This window comes from Pseudomonas sp. SWRI68 (genome assembly GCF_014269165.1).
Lineage (GTDB): Bacteria > Pseudomonadota > Gammaproteobacteria > Pseudomonadales > Pseudomonadaceae > Aquipseudomonas > Aquipseudomonas capeferrum.
Window position 1 is genome coordinate 186579 of the sequence record NZ_JABWRU010000001.1, and the last position, 20123, is coordinate 206701.

A 20123-nucleotide genomic window follows, 5' to 3' on the forward strand; every position below is an offset into this window, starting at 1 on the left:
TTTCTGGGTTAATCCTTTGGTAGATAGCCCTCAGCGAAGCCCCAGCCGACGCGCCAGCCGACTGAGGTTGGCGCGGTCCAGGCCCAGTTCGCGCGCAGCGGCGGCCCAGTTTTCTGCATGCCGTTGCAGGCAGTTTTCGATGACCTGGCGTTGGTAGTCATCCATGGCTTCACGCAGCCCACCCTCGGGCAATGACGCCGCTTGCAGCGGGGTGGGTGAGGGCAGGGGGGGCAACGCGGGGGCGGCACGCAAGTCCAGGTCGATGGCATCCAGGGTGAGGATGCGTGGCCGGTCGGGGTGCTGGCCCAGCGCCTTGAGTGCCGAGCGACCGATCAGGTGTTCCAGCTCTCGCACGTTGCCTGGCCAGTCGTAGGCCAGCAGCGCGGCCTGGGCTTCGCTGCTCAGGCGCAGGCTGTTCAGGCCCAGGCGCGAACGGTTCTGTTCGAGGAAATAGCCCGCCAATAGCAGCACATCACGCCCACGTTCACGCAGCGGCGGCACGTGCAGCGGGTACACACTCAGGCGGTGGTAGAAGTCGGCGCGGTAGTTACCGTCGCGTACTTCTGTTGCCAGGTCACGGTTGGTGGCAGCGATCAGGCGCACGTCGACCCGGTGCTCACGGTCCGACCCCAGGCGTTGCAGCTGGCCACTCTGCAGCACCCGCAGCAGCTTGGCTTGCACCATCAGTGGCAGTTCACCGACTTCATCAAGGAACAGCGTGCCGCCATTGGCCAGCTCGAACTTGCCAAGGCGTTCGCCATGGGCGCCGGTGAAGGCGCCGCGCACGTGGCCGAACAGTTCGCTTTCCACCAAGGTGTCGGGCAATGCGGCGCAGTTGAGGCTGACCAGGGGCTTGTCGGCACGGTTGCTGGCCTGGTGCAGGGCCTGGGCCACCAGCTCTTTGCCGACGCCGGTCTCACCGGTGATCAGCACGGTCAGTTCGCTGCCGCCGACCAGGCGTATCTCCTCTTCCAGGCGTTTGTGCGCGGCGCTCTGGCCAATCAGCTGCTTGTCTTGGGTGCTGGCTTGGCGGTAGATCTCGGCGCGGTGGTGTTCGTCTTCTGCGCGCAGGGCCAGGTGCTCGATGCGCTCGGCCACCGTCACCGTGGCGGCGGCCAGGCTGGCGAAGGCCTGCAGGGCATCCAGTTCCAGGCTCTGGAACTGCCCTGGGGTGAGTGCGTCGAGGGTCAGCAGGCCCCACGGGCGTTCGTCGACCATCAAGGGGCAGCCCATGCAGTCATGCACTTCAAGGTCGGCATCGGCGGCGGTGACCAGGCCGTCGTAGGGGTCGGGCAGTTCCGAATCGCTGGGGAAGCGAGTGGGTTGCGGGCGGCTCAACAGGACCTGGAAGCGCGGGTGCTCGCTGACCTTGAAGCGTCGGCCCAGGGTATCGGCGCTCAGCCCATCCACCGCCAGAGGCACCAGCCACTCACCGTCCAGGCGCAGCAGCGCGGCAGCGTCGCAAGGCAACAGCCCACGCATGGCCTGAAGCAGTCGACGGTAACGTTCGTGGTCGCTCAGGTCGCGGGACAGGTCGCTGACCAGAGGGAGGAGGGCGGTGAGCAGGGGCTTTGCAGTCATAAGGACTCCTATTGGTCATTATGACTATACGCCGGCCTGGGTCATTATGACATGGCCTGCGTCAACCCCTTGATTTTGCTGGCGATAAAAGTTGGCACGATTGGTGATATGCCTAATTCAATCATTACAAGCCACAGGTTCAGGAGTCGTTGCAATGCTCAATGCCGAACAACGTGCAATCATCAAGGCCACCGTACCCCTGCTGGAAAGCGGCGGCGAAGCACTGACCACCCACTTCTACAAGATGATGCTCAACGAGTACCCGCAAGTACGCCCGCTGTTCAACCAGGCCCACCAGGCCAGCGGCGACCAGCCACGTGCGTTGGCCAACGGCGTGTTGATGTATGCCCGCCACATCGACCAGCTCGAACAGCTCGGTGGCCTGGTCGGGCAGATCATCAACAAGCACGTCGCGCTGCAGATCCTCCCGGAGCACTACCCGATCGTAGGCAGCTGCCTGCTGCGTGCCATCGAAGAAGTGCTCGGCAAGGAAATCGCCACCCCTGAAGTGATCGCTGCCTGGGGCGCCGCGTATGGCCAGTTGGCCGACATCCTCATCGGCGCCGAAGAAAGCCTCTATAAAGAGAAGGAACAAGCCGCCGGTGGCTGGCGCGGTACCCGCGCGTTTCGCCTGGTACGCCGCGAGCAGGAGAGCAGCGAGATCGTCTCGTTCTACTTCGCGCCGGTGGATGGCAAGCCGGTGCTCAAAGCCGAGCCAGGGCAGTACATTGGCCTGCAGTTGTTCATTGACGGTGCCGAGCAGCGTCGCAACTACTCCTTGTCGTCCCTGTGCGACGGCAAGCAATACCGCATCAGCGTCAAGCGCGAAGCCGGCGGCAAGGTCTCCAATTACCTGCACGACGAATTGGTCGTGGGCGAGACGTTGCAACTGTTCCCGCCAGCGGGCGATTTTACCCTGGCCGCCAGCGACAAGCCGCTGGTGCTGATCAGTGGTGGTGTGGGTATCACCCCGACCCTGGCGATGCTTGAAGCGGCGCTTGCGACCCAGCGCCCGGTGCATTTCATCCACTGCGCGCGCAACGGTGCCGTGCACGCCTTCCGTGACTGGATCGATGGGCTGGCCGAGCGCCACCCGCAGCTCAAGCGCTTCTATTGCTACGCAGAGCAGGATGCCGACGACCAGGCCGATGCCGTGGGCCTGCTGAGCCAGGAGCTGTTGGCGCAGTGGCTGGGGCGTGAGCGTGACGTCGATGCCTACTTCCTCGGGCCCAAGGGCTTCATGGCAGTGATCAAACGTCACCTCAAGGGCCTGGGCGTGCCTGAACAGCAGAGCCGCTACGAGTTCTTCGGGCCGGCGGCAGCGCTGGAGTAACTTGCGCCTATTGTGGGTAGGCGCCCCGACAAGGCCGTGCCTGCCCAGAGCACCTCATCTATATAAAGGAGAGATGAAACAGGCCCCGAACCTTTCATCTTTAATCCTCCTTTAATCACGGTATCCTTCACTCCCGGGTGTCGAGGGGCTTGCTCCTGTGCGGCACCCGGGTAGCCGCTTTTTTGCCGTGGGGCGTTGAACCGACGTCGCCAAGGCCGGTCTCAGCCATCTCCGGATAACCCGCGCAGTGCCATCACGCCGCCACCTCGGCACGCTCAAAAGGCCCTGCCCAGCGTGTAGAATTGCGCACAGGCAGGCGGACCACGCGGCCACTATCCATCGAAGGAATCGGCAATGAACGAACAAACATCGCGCCTGAATCGGGAACGGCGCTTTCTGGTGCTGCTAGGGCTGATCTGCCTGTCGCTGATCGGTGGCGCCCTCTATATGCAAGTGGTGCTGGGCGAGGCGCCTTGCCCGCTGTGCATCCTGCAGCGCTATGCCCTTCTGTTTATCGCCGTGTTCGCCTTCATCGCCGCCGCGATGCCGGGGCGCCGCAGCCTGACCTTGTTCGAAGGCCTGGTGGTGCTCAGCGCGGTGGGCGGAATCGTTGCGGCCGGCAACCATGTGTATATACTCGCCAACCCCATGGTCAGTTGCGGCATCGATACCCTGCAGCCAATCGTCGATGACCTGCCCCTGGCCAAGCTGTGGCCACTGGCGTTCCAGGTCGACGGCTTCTGCAGCACGCCGTACCCACCGATCCTCGGTCTGTCGCTGGCGCAATGGGCACTGGTCGCGTTCGTGCTCACCGCCATTCTGGTACCGCTGGGTATCTACCGCAACCGACGTCAGTCTTAGACAAAAGTCCCGAATTGTGTGAGGTCTTTTGCACCGCGTGAGATGCGCAGAAAGTTGCTCCCCGCTTGATCCAGATCAATCACGAAGCCTTGTAGAATGCGGCTTTGAGGGCTACCGGGCGGGGTGCGACAAACTGTCGCGAAGTTGATTCTTCGGGGTGCATTGTTACGTATTCTGTAAAAGACTGTTGCTCAATAAGTCATAGTCAAGGGTTGGCGACCTATCTACAATCGCCCCCAATTTCCGTTCGGCACTGCTTGCGAGTCGCAGGATTGAAGGAAGCCCCAGCGCTCCCTTTTGCTGACTTCGTCAAGTTTCGCCCAGCGGCGATACCGAGCGGACACCCCTCCGCGTTTTCCCGCACCAAATGGACTTGGTCTGAAGTACAGGCCTGTTGCCTACGAAACCATAAGCACCGCTAACACGCTTGAGCCAAGGTCCTGCAGTCGGACCCCAGGCAGGAGCGAGTACGGGCGCGAAATGCCTCACTTGGCAGGACGAAGTGTTGGCTACCAAAACACAAATTGCATTGAAGCAAGCTGATCTAGAGGTCGTGAGATGAGTAAAAAGCGTTACCCCAGACTGTTTGGCATATTGCCCTTTTTAGGCATGCTTTTACTCAGTGGGTGCAACTGGACCCTGCTCGACCCGAAAGGTCAGGTCGGCATTGAGCAAAAGAACCTCATCCTCATCGCTACCGGCCTGATGCTGCTGGTGGTGATTCCGGTCATCATCATGACCGTGGCGTTCGCCTGGAAGTACCGTGCTTCCAACAAGGCTGCGACCTACACGCCTGACTGGTCGCACTCGACCAAGATCGAGGCTGCGGTGTGGATCATCCCGATCCTGATCATCATCGCGCTGGGTTATGTCACCTACAAGTCCACCCACAAGCTGGACCCGTATCGTCCGCTGGATTCGGACGTCAAGCCGATCCAGATCGACGTGGTCGCACTGGACTGGAAGTGGCTGTTCATCTACCCGGAGCAGGGCATCGCGACGGTCAACAAGATCAACTTCCCGGCTAACACTCCGGTCAACTTCCGCGTCACCTCCGACGCCGTGATGAACTCGTTCTTCATCCCGGGCCTGGGCGGCCAGATCTACGCCATGGCCGGCATGACCACCAAGCTGCACCTGATCGCCAACGAGAACGGTGTGTTTGACGGTATCAGCGCCAACTACAGCGGTGCTGGCTTCACCGGCATGAAATTCAAGGCTACTGCCACTTCCCAGGAAGACTTCGACAAGTGGGTCGCCGAAGTGAAGCAGTCGCCTCTGAAACTGGGCAAGGCCGAGTACGAAGCACTGGCCAAGCCTAGCGAATACAACCCAGTCGCGCTGTACAGCGAGGCGCCAGCGGAGCTGTTCCAGACCATCGTCGACAAGTACGAAGGCATGAACCGCGGCAAGCCGGTCCACGAAGAAGCAGGCAGCAAAGATCTGGCCACCACCACGGGTGTGGAATCGAGTACGCAACCAGCTGCCGGTGCAGAGGAGTAAGAGATGTTCGGTAAATTAAGCCTGGAGGCGATACCCTATCACGAGCCGATAGTCATGGTGACGCTTGCCATGATCGCGCTCGGCGGTATCGCTGTCGTCGGCCTTATCACCTATTTCCGCAAGTGGACCTACTTGTGGACCGAGTGGCTGACCACGGTCGACCACAAGAAAATCGGGGTGATGTACATCATCGTCGCGATGATCATGCTGCTGCGCGGCTTTGCCGACGCCATCATGATGCGTACACAGCTCGCTGCTGCTACCGGCGGCTCCGAAGGCTACCTGCCGCCTGAACACTATGACCAGATCTTCACCGCTCACGGTGTGATCATGATCATCTTCATGGCGATGCCGTTCTTCACCGGCCTGATGAACCTTGCGGTTCCTCTGCAGATCGGTGCACGTGACGTTGCCTTCCCGTTCCTGAACTCCCTGAGCTTCTACCTGCTGCTGGCAGGCGTGCTGCTGGTCAACATCTCCCTGGGCGTCGGCGAATTCGCCAAGACCGGTTGGGTTGCCTATCCGCCGCTCGCGGGCATTCAGTACAGCCCTGGAGTGGGTGTCGACTACTACATCTGGGCGCTACAGCTCTCCGGATTGGGTACGACGCTTACCGGTGTGAACTTCCTCGTCACCGTGATGAAGATGCGCGCACCTGGCATGAAACTGATGGACATGCCGATCTTCACCTGGACCTGCACCTGGGCCAACGTGCTGATCGTTGCTTCCTTCCCGATTCTGACCGCTGCACTCGCTCTGCTGACTGTTGACCGTTATCTGGACTTCCATATTTTCACCAACGAGCTTGGTGGGAACCCGATGATGTACGTCAACCTGTTCTGGGCGTGGGGTCACCCTGAGGTCTACATCCTGATTCTGCCGGCCTTCGGCGTGTTCTCGGAAGTGACTTCGACCTTCTCCGGCAAGCGTCTGTTTGGCCACCACTCGATGATCTACGCATCGGGCGCAATCGCCATCCTGGGCTTCGCGGTATGGCTGCACCACTTCTTCACCATGGGTGCCGGCGCCAGCGTCAACACCTTCTTCGGCCTGGCGACGATGCTGATCTCCATTCCGACGGGTGTGAAGTTGTTCAACTGGCTGTTCACCATGTACCAGGGCCGTGTGCGCTTCACCGCGCCGATGCTGTGGACCCTGGGCTTCATGATCACCTTCTCCATCGGTGGCATGACCGGCGTTCTGCTGGCAGTACCAGGTGCCGACTTCGTTCTGCACAACAGCCTGTTCGTAATTGCTCACTTCCACAACGTGATCATCGGTGGTGCGGTATTCGGCTACATCGCCGGCTTCGCCTACTGGTTCCCGAAAGCCTTCGGTTTCACCCTGAACGAGAAGTGGGGCAAAGCTGCCTTCTGGTTCTGGATCTCGGGCTTCTACGTTGCGTTCATGCCGCTGTACGCCCTGGGCTTCATGGGCATGACCCGTCGTCTGAACCACTCCGACAACCCACTGTGGGAACCCTACCTGTACGTAGCCGTTGTCGGCGCCGTGCTGATCCTGTTCGGTATCGCTTGCCAGCTGATCCAGCTCTACGTTTCGGTCCGCGACCGCAACCAGAACCTGGACGTGACCGGCGACCCATGGGGCGGTCGTACCCTGGAATGGTCGACTTCGTCGCCACCTCCGTTCTACAACTTCGCCCACATGCCTGAGCAGGTTGGTCTGGATGCATGGCATGAATCCAAGGAAACCGGCGTTGCCTACAAGCCGGCGACCAAGTTCGACGCCATCCACATGCCGAGCAACACCTCTACCGGTTTGTTCATGGGCCTGTTCCTGACCGTCTTCGGCTTTGCCTTCATCTGGCACATCTGGTGGCTGGTTGGCGCAAGCCTGGTTGCAACCATCGCTGTCTTCGTTCGCCACGCCGCGCGTGACGACCAGGGCTTCATGGTTCCGGCCGAAGAAGTGGCGCGCATCGAAGGCGAGCGCATGAAAGCGCTGGCCAAAGCAGGTGCTCTGCCTGCCGGCGCACGTGTCGAATCGTTTGAGCGGGTGTAATCAATGTCCAGTCAAGTAATGCACGGCGCTGCTCATGGTCACGACCATGGGCATGACGACCACCACCACGACTCGGGCCAGATGACCGTACTCGGTTTCTGGCTGTACCTGATGACCGACTGCATCCTGTTTGCGTCGCTCTTCGCCACCTACGCGGTGCTGTCCGGCAGTTTTGCCGGCGGCCCGTCGGGTCATGACATCTTCCAGCTCGATTTCGTGCTGGTAGAAACCGCGTTCCTGCTGCTGTCCTCGATCACCTTCGGCTTCGCCATGCTGAAGATGTTCGCTGGCAATAAAGCAGGTGTACTGGGCTGGTTGGCTGTGACCTTCCTGTTCGGTGCAGGCTTCATCGCGATGGAAATCTATGAATTCCATCACCTGATCGCCGAGGGCTTCGGCCCGCAGCGCAGTGGCTTCCTGTCGGCGTTCTTCGCGCTGGTCGGTACCCACGGTCTGCACGTGACTGCCGGCCTGATCTGGATGGCAATCATGATGTACCAGATCAACAAGCACGGCATCACGCCGACCGCCAAGACCCGCATGAGCTGCCTGAGCCTGTTCTGGCACTTCCTGGACGTGGTCTGGATCTGCGTATTCACCGTCGTTTACCTGCTGGGGGTTCTGTAATGGCTAACGCACACGACACTCATCACGAAGGTAATCACGGTAGCGTGAAGTCCTACATGATCGGCTTTGTTCTGTCGATCATCCTGACCGCGATCCCGTTCGGCCTGGTGATGTTCCCAAGCCTGCCGAAGAACCTGACCGTCCTGGTCGTGGTGGCCATGGCCGTCATCCAGGTAGTAGTGCACCTTGTGTACTTCCTGCACATGGACCGCTCGCAAGAGCAGCGTTCCAACGTGTCGACGTTCCTGTTCACCGCCATGGTAATTGCACTGCTGGTCGGCCTGTCGCTGTGGATCATGTTCAACATCCACATCGAAATGATGGCCAAGTGAGGTAAGACTGCATGTCCGTTAAGCACTTTATCCAAATCACCAAACCGGGGATCATTTTCGGTAACGTGCTTTCCGTGGCAGGCGGATTCTTCCTTGCCGCGAAGGGCCATGTGGACTTCGCCCTGTTCCTGGCGGTGGTGGTTGGTACTTCCCTGGTGGTGGCGTCCGGTTGTGTGTTCAACAACTGCATCGACCGCGACATCGACATCAAGATGGAACGTACCAAGAACCGCGTCATGGTCCAGGGCGGCATGTCGCTGACCCTCGCGCTGATCTACGCCACCCTGCTTGGGGTGGCGGGTTTCAGCCTGCTGTATGTCCAGGCCAACCCACTGTCGGCGTTCTGTGCGCTGATCGGTTTCATCGTCTACGTCGGTTTCTACAGCCTCTGGCTGAAGCGTAAATCGGTGCACGGCACGTTGGTCGGCAGCCTGTCCGGTGCCATGCCTCCGGTGATCGGCTACTGCGCCGTCAGCAACAGCTTCGACCTGGCTGCAGTGACCCTGCTGGTGATGTTCAGCCTGTGGCAGATGCCGCACAGCTTCGCGATCGCCATCTTCCGCTTCAAGGATTACAGCGCTGCCAACATCCCGGTTCTGCCGGTGGCGCGCGGCATTCTTGCTGCCAAGAAGCAGATCGTGCTGTACGTGCTGGCCTTCGTGCTCGCGACCCTGATGCTTACCCTCGGCGGTTACGCCGGCTTCGGCTACATGGCCGTGGCGGCAGCCATGGGCCTGTACTGGCTGTACATGGCCTGGGGTGGCTACAAGGCCGAGGACGACAGCAAGTGGGCCCGCAAGGTGTTTGGCTTCTCCATCCTCACCGTTACCGCCCTGAGCGTGATGATGTCGGTGGACAGCCAGACCGCTGCGGACGTGCTGATGACCTACGCACGCTGATACCGCTGCCTGTTACACGAAAACCCCGGCCATGTGCCGGGGTTTTTTTATGGGTGTTCTCCTGTGCCGGCCTCTTCGCGGGGCAAGCCCGCTTCCACAGGTGTAGGGCAAGTCCCAATGCCTGTGTATAACCCTGTGGGAGCGGGCTTGCCCCGCGAAGAGGCCGGCCCTGAAAACATAAAATTCTAATTTTCAAAAAATACATCTGAAAAAATATAATAAAACAGGAAATTGTCCTTTACAGGTATCCTGTTTCGGCACTATCTTCTGATCCAGGCCGCTATATCGGCCAACGTCGCTCGGACGGTTCCGGGCGCTTACGTCTGCAGAGGAAACCATGGCCAACCCAGGTTTGCCGCGCCGCTTCGCGCGCATCGATCGTCTCCCCCCTTACGTCTTCAACATCACTGCCGAGCTCAAGATGGCCGCCCGCCGCCGTGGCGAAGACATCATCGACCTGAGCATGGGCAACCCCGATGGCGCCACCCCGCCGCACATCGTCGAGAAGCTGGTGCAGGTCGCCCAGCGCGAAGACACCCACGGCTACTCCACCTCCCGCGGCATCCCACGCCTGCGTCGGGCCATCTCCAATTGGTACAAGGAGCGCTACGAGGTCGACATCGACCCGGAAAGCGAAGCCATCGTCACCATCGGCTCCAAGGAAGGCCTGGCCCACCTGATGCTCGCCACCCTCGACCAGGGCGACACGGTGCTGGTACCCAACCCCAGCTACCCGATCCATATCTATGGTGCAGTGATAGCCGGTGCCCAGGTGCGTTCGGTGCCACTGGTGCCGGGTGTGGATTTTTTCAATGAGCTCGAACGGGCCATTCGCGAGTCCATCCCCAAGCCGAAGATGATGATCCTCGGCTTCCCGTCCAACCCCACCGCGCAGTGCGTCGAGCTGGACTTCTTCGAGCGGGTGGTGGCCCTGGCCAAGCAGTATGACGTGCTGGTGGTGCATGACCTGGCCTACGCCGATATCGTCTACGACGGTTGGAAAGCGCCGTCGATCATGCAGGTGCCCGGGGCCAAAGACATCGCGGTGGAGTTCTTCACCTTGTCCAAAAGCTACAACATGGCCGGCTGGCGTATCGGCTTCATGGTGGGTAACCCAGAGCTGGTCAATGCCCTGGCACGCATCAAGAGCTACCACGACTACGGCACCTTCACGCCCTTGCAGGTGGCCGCCATCGCCGCGCTGGAAGGTGACCAACAGTGCGTGCGGGACATCGCCGAGCAGTATCGTCAACGCCGTAACCTGCTGGTGAAGGGCTTGCACGAGCTGGGTTGGATGGTCGAGAACCCCAAGGCGTCGATGTACGTCTGGGCGAAGATTCCGCCGGAGTATGCGCACCTGGGCTCGCTGGAGTTTTCCAAGAAGCTGCTGGCCGAGGCCAAGGTCTGCGTGTCGCCAGGTATTGGCTTTGGTGATTACGGTGACGACCACGTGCGCTTTGCTCTGATCGAGAACCAGGACCGTATTCGCCAGGCGATCCGCGGTATCCGTCAGATGTTCAGGGCCGACGGCCTGACCCACAAGTAAACCGCGCGGGGCCGCAACGCGGCCCCCATCGGGCAGGAGGTTGGCCTTCCGTCTGCCTGCCCGTTATGCACGCCAATACCTTCAGCACTCATTCTTCCTGTTCAGGTATTCAAATGAGTGTATTCACAGCCTATTTCTGCGGTACCGCTTCCAACCGTTTCGATGATGCAAACCCCAATTTCTGGAACGGTGAACTGGTCTCGACGTTGGCCAGCAACGATAAAGGGTTCGAGTTCGCTCATTGGATTGCAGTCGATGGGCCTGGTAGCGGCAACCTTCAGGACGACAACCTGTTCGTCGAGCCAGGCGGCTACTTCAACTGGAGTGGCCAGTTGTTCGGCCGCGGCTGGGAAGAAAACGTGAACCATGTGCTGCAAGTCATCAAGGGCGAAAGTAACTGGCAGCGCACCAAGCTTAGCGAGGAAGCATACACAAAGCTCAAAGACGCGGGCGTACCGATCCCGGATGCGTCCGCAACGGCATCCTGGTTCTGGCGAACCTACGACTATGGAGACCGCCACCCAACCCCGCAGGAATTGCAGGAGCGGATCATCAGCATGTTCCGCAAGCCGCGCCTGCCCACCCAGGTCAACCTGGTGGGCTGGAGCCGGGGTGGTATCAGTTGCCATATGCTGGCCAATGCGATGGCGCAAGACCCGGTGCTGCGGGGTATCCCGGTCAACATTTTTGCCATCGACCCGGTGCCAGGCATTGGCAACATCCAGACGCAACGGGTGAAACTGGCGGGCAATGTCAGAGAGTACGTCGGTTTCTATTCGCGGGATGAGCGCTCCAAAGGTTTTGCCTGCGTGATCCCCTCTGTAGAGAGCGGCACGCACATGTGCATTTATCCGATGCCGGGCCGGCATGCCACCTTGGTCGGCAATGCGTCGGTCGATGGCGCGGGCGACGGCAAAGTGCTGACTGAGCCCGGTTTGATCGTGCGGCATTTCGCCGAAGTGTGCCTGACCCGTTGGGGTGTCGATTTGGACAGGCGACTGGCGCTGGATGACGACCAGTTGATGCGGCATCACCTGGCCATGGCCACTGCCGATGAGCAATACCAGGCCATGCGTAGCCAGTCGTATACCGTCTTCACCGAAGGCAGCAAGGACGACCGGCTGGTGCACTGCGGCGAAGCCCAGGCGCACTTCAGCCAAGTGAGCGGCGAAAGCTATGACCCAGGCGAAGGCCTTGGCTTGCAACACTGGGATGCCAGCACTTACAAGGCCCTGCGATAGGTCAGGCGGGCGGCCATCCAGTGAGCTGGCCGCCTGTTTTTCGGGCTTCGGGCTGCCCGGATCAGCGGCGATTTTTTTTGCATTGCCCCTCTATCCAGCCGGCCCCGGTTGGATTGAAAATGGCGCAGCGGGCCCTGCCCCGATAACAACAACCTTCCCTCCGTGGCCTCATGTCCGAATATAACCCTTGCCTTGACTGCGGCGCCTGCTGCGGGTACTTCCGTGTGTCCTTCTTCTGGGGCGAATGCCAGTCTGCCGGGGGCGTTGTGCCTGACGACCTGGTGGTGCAGATCAACCCCACCCGGGTCGCCATGATCGGCACCGATGCCAAGCCTTGCCGCTGCGTGAGCCTTGCGGGCGAGATTGGCAAAGAGGTGGCGTGTACCATTTACGCCAACCGCTCGAGCCCTTGCCGAGAGTTTGAAGCGTCGTGGGAGGGTGGGGTGCATAACCCCAGCTGCGACGATGCTCGCGCGGCCTATGGGCTACCGCCGCTGACCCCGCCAGGGGCTAACGAGCCACATTGGCCGGATGACGGGGCTGAGGTAGCTTGAGGTTACTGAGTGGCCTGTATCCGCGAGAGGGTCATCCTGAATGGCCTGTCGGGGCGCGAGTAATGGCTGAAAGGTGCATGACGCAAGGGCTGCAGCGCTCTTGAGATCGAGCGCCGCCCGCGCGGCGCATTGGGTGCAGCTTGGGGCCCTCAAGTGGGCTGCGTAGCAGCCCATCCAGCCATGCTTTGCGCAAAGCCGGAGCAAGGGTTGCACCCATCCGGCAGGCTGGTTATCACGATCACGATCACGCTTTGCGCCCCACCGCAAGACCCCAAAATGATCCCCAAAACACTATAAAAACCCAAGGCATCCCCCAGCCGCCCCGCTTGACGTTAAACTGTCATCTCCCCAGCAATGGACAGGAGATCCGGCGTGACCCCACCCCGCAGTTTCCCCAGTGACCTCTGCCTCGACAGCCCCCGCCTGCAATTGCGCCCGATGCGCCATGGCGATGCCGCGCAATGGCTGGCGATCATGGCCGACCCCGAGGTCATGCGTTATTGGCATCATGCACCCTGGCAAGACCTTGCCGAGGCTGAAAGCGCACTGGCCGCTGACCGCGAAGCCTATGCCAATGGCGACCAGCTCAAGCTAGGCATGTACCGCCGTGACAACGGCGAACTGATCGGCATGGTCCAACTGTTCAATATCGACGACGTTTCCCGCCGTGGCGAAATCGGCTACTGCCTGGCCAGCGCCGTACAGGGCAGGGGCTACATGGACGAGGCATTGACCTGCTTCATCGACTACCTTGCCCATACCCTGCACATGCGCCGCCTTGAGGGCGAAATCGACCCGCGCAACCAGGGTTCGGCACGCACGCTGGAGCGTCAAGGCTTCGTGCTCGAAGGCACCTTGCGGGCGCGTTGGTGCGTGGCCGGCGAGCTGTCCGACTCGGGTATCTACGGCTTGCTGCTGGAGCCACCTGTTGCTTGATGTTGTAGCGAGCATCAACGCCCGCCGAGTATCACACCACCGTAGTTGGCCTTTCGCGGCACCTACTTAGATCTGGAAGCGGGGCAGGGCCTGGGTTATGGTCGCAGCCTGTCCCGTTTTCCCCCAGGTGTGCCCCTTGCCCGTTTTCTACCTGAGCATCAGCCTGCTTTTGTACTTGCTCGCGCTTTTTTTCGATGGCGCGCTGATGAGTGGCGGCCGCCACATGCCGGCCTTGCAGATGTTGCTGTATGGGCCCTGGGGCATGCCGTTCGGGTTGTACCAGTGGTTTGCCAACCCGTTGTTGGCGGTGGCAATTCTTGCCCACCAGCGGTTCCGTCGGATGGCGTTGGGGTGCGGGCTGGCCGCGCTGTATCTGGCCGCCAGCAGCTTTGGCATCGACCGCCTGCCAGACAGCCAGAGCTACGACTTCAATGCACGCACCGGCTTTGGTGCGGGCTTTTATCTGTGGCTTGCGGCGATCGTAGTGTTCTGCGCGGGCCAGGCCTGGCATTGCTGGAAGGCCCGCAGCGCAGCCGACATGCCTGGCTGGCGCTGGCTTGATGTGGCCTTGATTGCTGCGCTGGGGGTGGCGTTGTATGCCGCCACGCAGATGCCGTCGTTGCGTTTCGAGCCGGGCAAGGTGCTGATGCCGCCGGAGCAACCGCAGTCATTTTGATACTCACAAGGAGGGTTTGCATGATCAAGCATTACCTGGCAGGCCTGGCACTGGCCTGCGTGCTGCCGCTGGCGGTGGCGGACGACTATACGCCGGCCTATGGGCAGTGCATGGACAAGGCTTCAAGCACCCTGGCCATGAGCGAGTGCATCAACGCCGAGACCCACGTGCAGGACCAGCGCCTGAACCGGGTGTACAAGCAACTGATGGGCAAGCTGGATGCCGGGCAGCAGAAGACCCTTCGGGATGTACAGCGCAAGTGGATGGCCTACCGTGATGGCAACTGTATGTTCCATGTGCAGGCCAGTGGCGGAACCATGGCACAGCTGGAAGGCGGCACGTGCGTGATGGACATGACCCGTGACCGGGCGGCGGAGCTGGAGCGGGTGTTGGGGCCCGTGTAGGAGCGGCCTTGCGTCGCGAAAGGGTCGCGTAGCGGCCCCAGATTTCAGCTTCGCCGCGAATATTTTGGGGCCGCTACGCGACCCTTTCGCGACGCAAGGCCGCTCCTACGACGAGCGGGCCTTGAGGTATTCGCGCACCTCTACAGCGTCCCCGGCAAACTCGATACGCTCGGCCTTGGCATCGCGCTGATAGGCATACATCGGGTCGTAATACTCCGTCAGCAACCCTTCGATCCAACCCCTGTGCAAATCCACCGAGCCACAGCGCAGTTGCTCGTCCAGCGCTTCACGCATGACCGCCGACAACCGCTGGAATCGCTCACCGCCCAGGCGCTTGTGGATATTGGCCAGGCTCTGCAGCATGCGCTCGGCGAACAGCCGCCGCCCCAGCTCTTCGCCGTGCAGCGCGACGAATTCGGCGCTCAGGTTGACCACGTAGTCGCGCAGGATACGTTCGACACGGTTCTCGAAGCTGTCCTCCAGCCACACCAACGGGTACTGCTGCATGCCTTGGTACAACGCCAGCGGCACCGTGCAACTGCCGACGATACGGCCTTCATCTTCGAGCACGAACTGCTCGATGCCGCGTGCGCGCTTTTTCAGCACATCGACGGCCAGCTTGTTTTCGAAGTCGATCTGCGCAGGTTGCGCCGTGGCGCGTTTGCCGAAGCTGGAACCGCGGTGGTTGGCGTGGCCTTCAAGGTCGAGGACGTTGCTCAGTTGCTGCAACACATCGGTCTTGCCGGTGCCGGTAAGGCCACCCAGCAGGACGAAATCGCAGTGCTCCACGGCGTCCTGGGTGGTATCGAGGAGGAAGGTGCGCATGGCCTTGTAGCCGCCCTTGACGCGGGGGTAGTCGATACCCGCTTCATCACGCAGCCACTGCTGGACAATCTGCGAGCGCAGGCCACCGCGCGCGCAATACAGATAGCCGTCAGGGTGGGCCCGGGCAAAGCTGGCCCAGGCGTGCAGGCGCTCACGCTTGGTCGTGCCTCTGACCAGTTGGTGGCCGAGGGTGATGGCGGCGGCCTGGCCCTGCTGCTTGAAACAGGTGCCGACCTTCTGCCGCTCCAGATCGTTCATCAGGGGCAGGTTGACGACACCCGGAAAGGCGCCTTTGGCAAATTCGACGGGCGCGCGCATGTCCATCATCGGCACGTCGTTCAAGAACAGCTGGCGGTAGTCGGTGCAGTCGGGGCGCATCAAAGCACCTCGACTGCATGGCCCTGTCGTTCGACCAGGGTGCCGATGGGTGCCAGCGCCAGGCCCAGTTCGGCGGCCACAGCGAGAAACTGCGCTTCACCCTCAGGGCTGACCGCCACCAGCAGGCCACCGCTGGTCTGCGGGTCGCACAGCAGGTGCTTTTGCTCATCGCTCAAGGCGCCGATCTTGTGGCCATAGCTGTCGTAGTTGCGCAGCGTGCCGCCTGGGATGCAGCCCTCGGCCAGGTAATGCTCGACACTCGGCAGGCGGGGGACTGCGGCGTAGTTCAGCCGGGCGGTGAGGTGGCTGCCTTCAGCCAGTTCGACCAGGTGGCCCAGCAGGCCGAAGCCGGTGACGTCGGTCATCGCCATGACACCGTCGAGCTTGCCGAAGCGGCTGCCGGGGGTGTTGAGGGTACACATCCAGTCGCGTGCCAGGCCCTGGTCCTGTTCACGCAACTTGGCCTTTTTCTCGGCGGTGGTGAGGATGCCGATGCCCAGCGGCTTGGTCAGGTACAGCTGGCAGCCTGCAGTGGCGGTGTCGTTGCGCTTGAGGTGGCGCTTGCTGACCACGCCGGTGACGGCCAGGCCGAAGATCGGCTCCGGGGCGTCGATGGAGTGGCCGCCGGCCAGCGGAATACCGGCTTCGGCACACACCGCACGCCCGCCGCGAATCACTTCGCGGGCGACTTCCGGCGGCAGCACGTTGACTGGCCAACCAAGGATGGCGATGGCCATCAACGGGTCGCCGCCCATGGCGTAGATGTCGCTGATAGCGTTGGTGGCGGCGATACGGCCGAAGTCGTAGGGGTCATCGACGATCGGCATGAAGAAGTCGGTGGTCGAGACCACGCCGCGTTCCTCGTCCAGGGCATACACGGCGGCATCATCGCGTGAAGCATTGCCGACCCAGAGCTTGGGGTCCAGGGCCTGGGCGCCGCTTTCGGCCAGGATCACGTCCAGCACCTTGGGGGAAATCTTGCAGCCACAACCGGCGCCGTGGCTGTACTGGGTCAGGCGGATTGGCTCGCTCATACGTTCCTCAGCAGATCAAATCGTTGCGCGATTGTAGCAAAGCTGGTCATTGCGCCGTGGCGCCTTATAATTTGCACGGACGGCGCGGCAGCCGCCCCTAAGCCCACTAATGCCCTGGAGATGTCAATGTTCAAACGCCCTGTGGCGCTCGTCGCCAGCCTCGTGCTGTCCTGCTGTGCCGTGATCGCTCAGGCTGCAGAAACGCTGCGGGTCAGTGCCATCCCCGACGAAGCCCCCACCGAACTGCAACGCAAGTTCAAGCCGCTGGGGGAGTACCTGTCCCGCACGCTGGGCATGGAGGTGAAATTCGTGCCGGTCTCCGACTACCCGGCGGTGGTCGAGTCGCTGGCCTCGGACCGCCTCGACCTGGCTTGGCTGGGCGGCTTCACCTTTGTCCAGGTACATCTCAAAGACCCCAATGCCACGCCGTTGGTACAGCGTGAGCAGGACGCGCAGTTCACGTCCAAGTTCATCACCGCCAACCCCAATGTGAAGAGCCTGGCCGACCTCAAGGGCAAGTCGTTCGCGTTCGGGTCGATATCGTCCACCTCGGGCAGCCTGATGCCGCGTTACTTCATGCTCAAAGAGGACAAGATAAAGCCTGAGGACTACTTCAGCCGTGTGGCTTACTCCGGTGCCCACGACGCCACTGCGGCCTGGGTGCAGGCGGGCAAGGTCGATGCTGGGGTGCTCAATGCCAGTGTCTGGCAGAAGCTGGTGGATGCCGGCAAGGTCGATACCAGCAAGGTCAAGGTGTTCGCCACCACGCCCACCTATTTCGACTACAACTGGACCGTACGCGGCAACATGGACCCGGCACTCAAGGCGAAGATCAAAAAGGCATTCCTCGACCTCGACCCGGCCAACCCCGAGCACAAGGCGATTCTCGACCTGCAGGCGGCCAGCCGTTTCATCGAGACCAAACCTGAGAACTACCTGGGCACCGAACAAGCCGCGCGCGAGGCCGGCCTGCTCAAGTGACGGCTATTCGTTTGCACGGTGCCAGCCTGCGCCACGGCCAGGTGCGTGCGCTTGAAGCGGTGAGCCTGAGCATCGAGCAGGGCGAGCGGGTTGCGATCATCGGCCCGTCAGGGGCGGGCAAGTCCAGCTTGCTGCACCTGATGGCCACCGCTATCCAGCCCAGTGACGGGCGGCTGGAGCTGTTCGGTGTACTGCCCTGGGCGCTGTCTGGCAGGGCGCGTCAGCGGTTGCGGGCGCGGGTTGGCTTGGTGCACCAGGCGCCGCCCTTGCCGCCGCGCCAACGGGTGGTCACGGCGGTGCTGGCAGGGCGGCTGGGGCAGTGGGGCACCTTGCGTGGCTTGCTCAACCTGTTGTACCCGACCGATGTAGCGGGCGTGCGCCAGGCGTTGGCAGAGTTGGGGCTGGCCGACAAGCTTTTCGTGCAGTGCGGGCAGCTGTCTGGCGGCCAGTTGCAACGGGTGGGCATCGCCCGGGTGTTGTATCAGCGGCCGGCACTGCTGCTGACCGACGAGCCGGTGTCGGCGATGGACCCGGTGCTGGCCGATCACAGCCTGGCATTGCTCAACCGTCACGCCCAGGCCAACGGCGTCACGCTGGTGGCCAGCCTGCATGCGGTCGAGCTGGCATTGGCGCACTTCCCGCGGGTGATCGGTATCCGTGAGGGGCAGGTGGTGTTCGACAGCCCGGCCGCAGCCGTCAGCCCGCAGATGCTGGCGGCACTCTACGCCAACGAACAATTGGCGCCGCCGCCCACGCCGGGGCCTACGCCTGCGCTGACGGTACAGATCCCACGATGCTGAAGGCCGATACCCGCGACCCAGCGGCGCTGCCACGGTTGCTGCTGACCCTGCTGGCCTTGGCGGTGTTATGGCCGGGGGTGCAGTTGAGCGAGCTGAACCCGGGTGTGCTGTGGCAGGCCGAGAATCGTCAGCAGATCGCCAGTTTCACCCAGGCGTTCTGGCCACCGGCGCATGATGCCGAGTTTTTGCTGCTGCTGTTCGAGGCCACGCTGCAGACCCTTGCCGTGGCCACGGCCGGCATGGCCCTGGCGCTGCTGCTGGCGGTGCCGGCCAGCCTGCTGGCCAGCCGCGCCTTGTCGTTGCGGGCGGCCTCGCGCGGCGGCCGGGCCGGGCTGTTGTCGCGGGTGCTGCGCATGCCGGTGCGCGGGCTACTGATCTTTCTGCGTAGCGTGCCGGAAATCGTCTGGGCCTTGCTGTTCGTGCGTGCCGTAGGGCTTGGGCCAACGGCCGGTGTGCTGGCCATCGCCATTACCTACAGCGGCATGCTCGGCAAGGTCTATGCGGAAATCTTCGAGTCGGTCGACCAGCGCCCGGCCCATGCGCTGTTGCAGGCGGGTAGTGGCCGGCTGATGGCTTTCTTCTACGGCATCTTGCCCAATGCCGTGTCGGAGGTGGTGTCCTACACCGTCTACCGCTGGGAGTGCGCGGTGCGGGCTTCGGTGGTGATGGGCTTTGTCGGTGCCGGCGGCCTGGGGCAGCAGATCGACCTGTCGATGCGCATGTTTGCCGGTGCGCAAGTGGCGAGCATGCTGCTGACATTCCTGTTGCTGGTGTCTTTTGCTGACATGCTCAGCCGCTTCCTGCGGGCGAGGCTGGCATGAACCGGGTGATCAACCTGCTGGTGCTCGGCGCGCTTGTGGCAGCGGTGGTGGCCTCGTTCGCTTACCTGGAGCTGGACCTGCAGGCGCTGGTAGGTGACGGCGGGTTGGGGCAGATGGCCGAATATGCGCGGCGCTTCCTGCAGCCAGACCTGTCCGCCGAGCATTTGCGCGCGGTGGGGCGTGGCGCCTTGGAGACCTTGGCCATGTCTGGCCTGGGTACCTTGCTGGCGGTGGTGCTGGGGATGCTGCTGGCGTTGCCGGCGGCGGGCCGGTTCGGCTGGCCGCTGCAGGCTGCGGCGCGGGTGCTGCTCAATGCCTTGCGGGCCATCCCCGAGCTGGTCTGGGCGGCGCTCACCGTGCTGGCAGCAGGGCTTGGCCCGAATGCCGGCACCCTGGCCCTGGCGTTGCACACCGCTGGGGTGCTGGGCCGGTTGTTTGCCGAGGCCCTGGAGAACGCGCCGGCCGAGCCTGCGGCCGCCATTCGTTTGCAGGGTGGCAGCCAGGTTGCGGCGTTCTGCTTTGGCACTTTGCCCAACCTGTGGCCGCAGTTGTTGGCCTACAGCCTGTACCGCTGGGAGAACAACATCCGCATGGCCAGCGTGCTGGGGTTTGTTGGGGCGGGTGGCTTGGGGCAGATGCTCTATACCACCTTGAGCCTGTTCCAGGAGGCGCAGGCCAGCACGGTGATCCTGGCGATGCTGGTGCTGGTGTTGCTGGTGGATGCGTTGAGTGATGTGCTGCGCCAGCGCTATGTGCGCGCCTGATCGGG

20 protein-coding genes are annotated in these 20123 nt (G+C 62.0%); 17 read left to right on the top strand and 3 right to left on the bottom strand.

Annotation, left to right across the window (positions count from 1 at the left end; all coding sequences use genetic code 11):
• Nucleotides 1–30 precede the first annotated feature (30 nt).
• Nucleotides 31–1581 (bottom strand): nitric oxide reductase transcriptional regulator NorR, encoded by a 1551-nt coding sequence (norR, locus tag HU770_RS00755; RefSeq protein WP_186662899.1) that lies wholly within the window; start codon nucleotides 1579–1581, stop codon nucleotides 31–33.
• Nucleotides 1582–1735: 154 nt separating this feature from the next.
• On the opposite strand from norR, the gene hmpA reads away from it, so the two are divergent.
• The 13 genes from hmpA (at nucleotide 1736) to HU770_RS00820 (ending at nucleotide 14515) form a co-directional block, all read left to right on the top strand.
• Nucleotides 1736–2914: an NO-inducible flavohemoprotein gene (gene hmpA, locus HU770_RS00760; protein ID WP_186662900.1), complete on the top strand. Its 1179-nt coding sequence runs from the start codon at nucleotides 1736–1738 to the stop codon at nucleotides 2912–2914.
• Between the two features lie 354 nt (nucleotides 2915–3268).
• Nucleotides 3269–3775, top strand: a complete 507-nt coding sequence (locus HU770_RS00765) for a disulfide bond formation protein B (protein WP_033701229.1) — start codon at nucleotides 3269–3271, stop codon at nucleotides 3773–3775.
• Between the two features lie 558 nt (nucleotides 3776–4333).
• Nucleotides 4334–5278: a ubiquinol oxidase subunit II gene (cyoA, locus tag HU770_RS00770; RefSeq protein WP_012316183.1), complete on the top strand. Its 945-nt coding sequence runs from the start codon at nucleotides 4334–4336 to the stop codon at nucleotides 5276–5278.
• Between the two features lie 3 nt (nucleotides 5279–5281).
• Nucleotides 5282–7300, top strand: coding sequence for a cytochrome o ubiquinol oxidase subunit I (gene cyoB / locus HU770_RS00775; RefSeq protein WP_033701227.1), 2019 nt, complete (start codon nucleotides 5282–5284; stop codon nucleotides 7298–7300).
• Nucleotides 7301–7303: 3 nt separating this feature from the next.
• Nucleotides 7304–7927: a cytochrome o ubiquinol oxidase subunit III gene (gene cyoC / locus HU770_RS00780; RefSeq protein WP_033701226.1), complete on the top strand. Its 624-nt coding sequence runs from the start codon at nucleotides 7304–7306 to the stop codon at nucleotides 7925–7927.
• Nucleotides 7927–8259: a cytochrome o ubiquinol oxidase subunit IV gene (gene cyoD / locus HU770_RS00785; RefSeq protein WP_186661044.1), complete on the top strand. Its 333-nt coding sequence runs from the start codon at nucleotides 7927–7929 to the stop codon at nucleotides 8257–8259. Before cyoC ends, cyoD begins: the two co-directional genes overlap by 1 nt.
• An 11-nt stretch (nucleotides 8260–8270) precedes the next feature.
• Complete coding sequence (gene cyoE, locus HU770_RS00790) at nucleotides 8271–9158, top strand: heme o synthase (RefSeq protein ID WP_186662901.1); 888 nt, start codon at nucleotides 8271–8273, stop codon at nucleotides 9156–9158.
• Nucleotides 9159–9495: 337 nt separating this feature from the next.
• Nucleotides 9496–10704: an alanine transaminase gene (gene alaC / locus HU770_RS00795; RefSeq protein WP_033701220.1), complete on the top strand. Its 1209-nt coding sequence runs from the start codon at nucleotides 9496–9498 to the stop codon at nucleotides 10702–10704.
• 113 nt (nucleotides 10705–10817) lie between these two features.
• A complete protein-coding gene (locus HU770_RS00800; protein WP_186662902.1) occupies nucleotides 10818–11945 on the top strand; it encodes a hypothetical protein in 1128 nt (375 codons plus the stop codon).
• Between the two features lie 170 nt (nucleotides 11946–12115).
• Nucleotides 12116–12499 carry a YkgJ family cysteine cluster protein gene (locus HU770_RS00805; protein WP_033701218.1) on the top strand — a complete coding sequence of 128 codons (384 nt, stop codon included), beginning with the start codon at nucleotides 12116–12118 and terminating at the stop codon, nucleotides 12497–12499.
• A gap of 372 nt (nucleotides 12500–12871) precedes the next feature.
• On the top strand, nucleotides 12872–13435 hold the full coding sequence (locus tag HU770_RS00810) for a GNAT family N-acetyltransferase (protein ID WP_027595514.1): 564 nt from the start codon (nucleotides 12872–12874) through the stop codon (nucleotides 13433–13435).
• Between the two features lie 136 nt (nucleotides 13436–13571).
• Nucleotides 13572–14111 (top strand): hypothetical protein, encoded by a 540-nt coding sequence (locus HU770_RS00815; protein WP_033701217.1) that lies wholly within the window; start codon nucleotides 13572–13574, stop codon nucleotides 14109–14111.
• A 20-nt stretch (nucleotides 14112–14131) separates the two neighbouring features.
• Complete coding sequence (locus HU770_RS00820) at nucleotides 14132–14515, top strand: lysozyme inhibitor LprI family protein (RefSeq protein WP_033701215.1); 384 nt, start codon at nucleotides 14132–14134, stop codon at nucleotides 14513–14515.
• A gap of 105 nt (nucleotides 14516–14620) precedes the next feature.
• Here the strand turns inward: HU770_RS00820 and mnmH are convergent, their stop codons facing one another.
• Nucleotides 14621–15718 (bottom strand): tRNA 2-selenouridine(34) synthase MnmH, encoded by a 1098-nt coding sequence (mnmH, locus tag HU770_RS00825; RefSeq protein ID WP_186661034.1) that lies wholly within the window; start codon nucleotides 15716–15718, stop codon nucleotides 14621–14623.
• Nucleotides 15718–16752, bottom strand: coding sequence for a selenide, water dikinase SelD (gene selD, locus HU770_RS00830; RefSeq protein WP_186661032.1), 1035 nt, complete (start codon nucleotides 16750–16752; stop codon nucleotides 15718–15720). The genes mnmH and selD overlap by 1 nt, the downstream gene beginning before the upstream one ends.
• 126 nt (nucleotides 16753–16878) lie before the next feature.
• Between selD and HU770_RS00835 the strand changes: the two genes are divergently transcribed.
• The 4 genes from HU770_RS00835 to phnE are packed head-to-tail and all read left to right on the top strand — an operon-like array spanning nucleotide 16879 to nucleotide 20118.
• Nucleotides 16879–17733, top strand: coding sequence for a putative selenate ABC transporter substrate-binding protein (locus tag HU770_RS00835; protein ID WP_186661030.1), 855 nt, complete (start codon nucleotides 16879–16881; stop codon nucleotides 17731–17733).
• A complete protein-coding gene (locus tag HU770_RS00840) occupies nucleotides 17730–18533 on the top strand; it encodes an ATP-binding cassette domain-containing protein (protein ID WP_186662903.1) in 804 nt (267 codons plus the stop codon). The genes HU770_RS00835 and HU770_RS00840 overlap by 4 nt, the downstream gene beginning before the upstream one ends.
• Nucleotides 18527–19354: an ABC transporter permease subunit gene (locus HU770_RS00845; RefSeq protein WP_033701209.1), complete on the top strand. Its 828-nt coding sequence runs from the start codon at nucleotides 18527–18529 to the stop codon at nucleotides 19352–19354. The genes HU770_RS00840 and HU770_RS00845 overlap by 7 nt, the downstream gene beginning before the upstream one ends.
• Nucleotides 19351–20118, top strand: coding sequence for a phosphonate ABC transporter, permease protein PhnE (gene phnE, locus HU770_RS00850; protein ID WP_186662904.1), 768 nt, complete (start codon nucleotides 19351–19353; stop codon nucleotides 20116–20118). Before HU770_RS00845 ends, phnE begins: the two co-directional genes overlap by 4 nt.
• Nucleotides 20119–20123 lie beyond the last annotated feature (5 nt).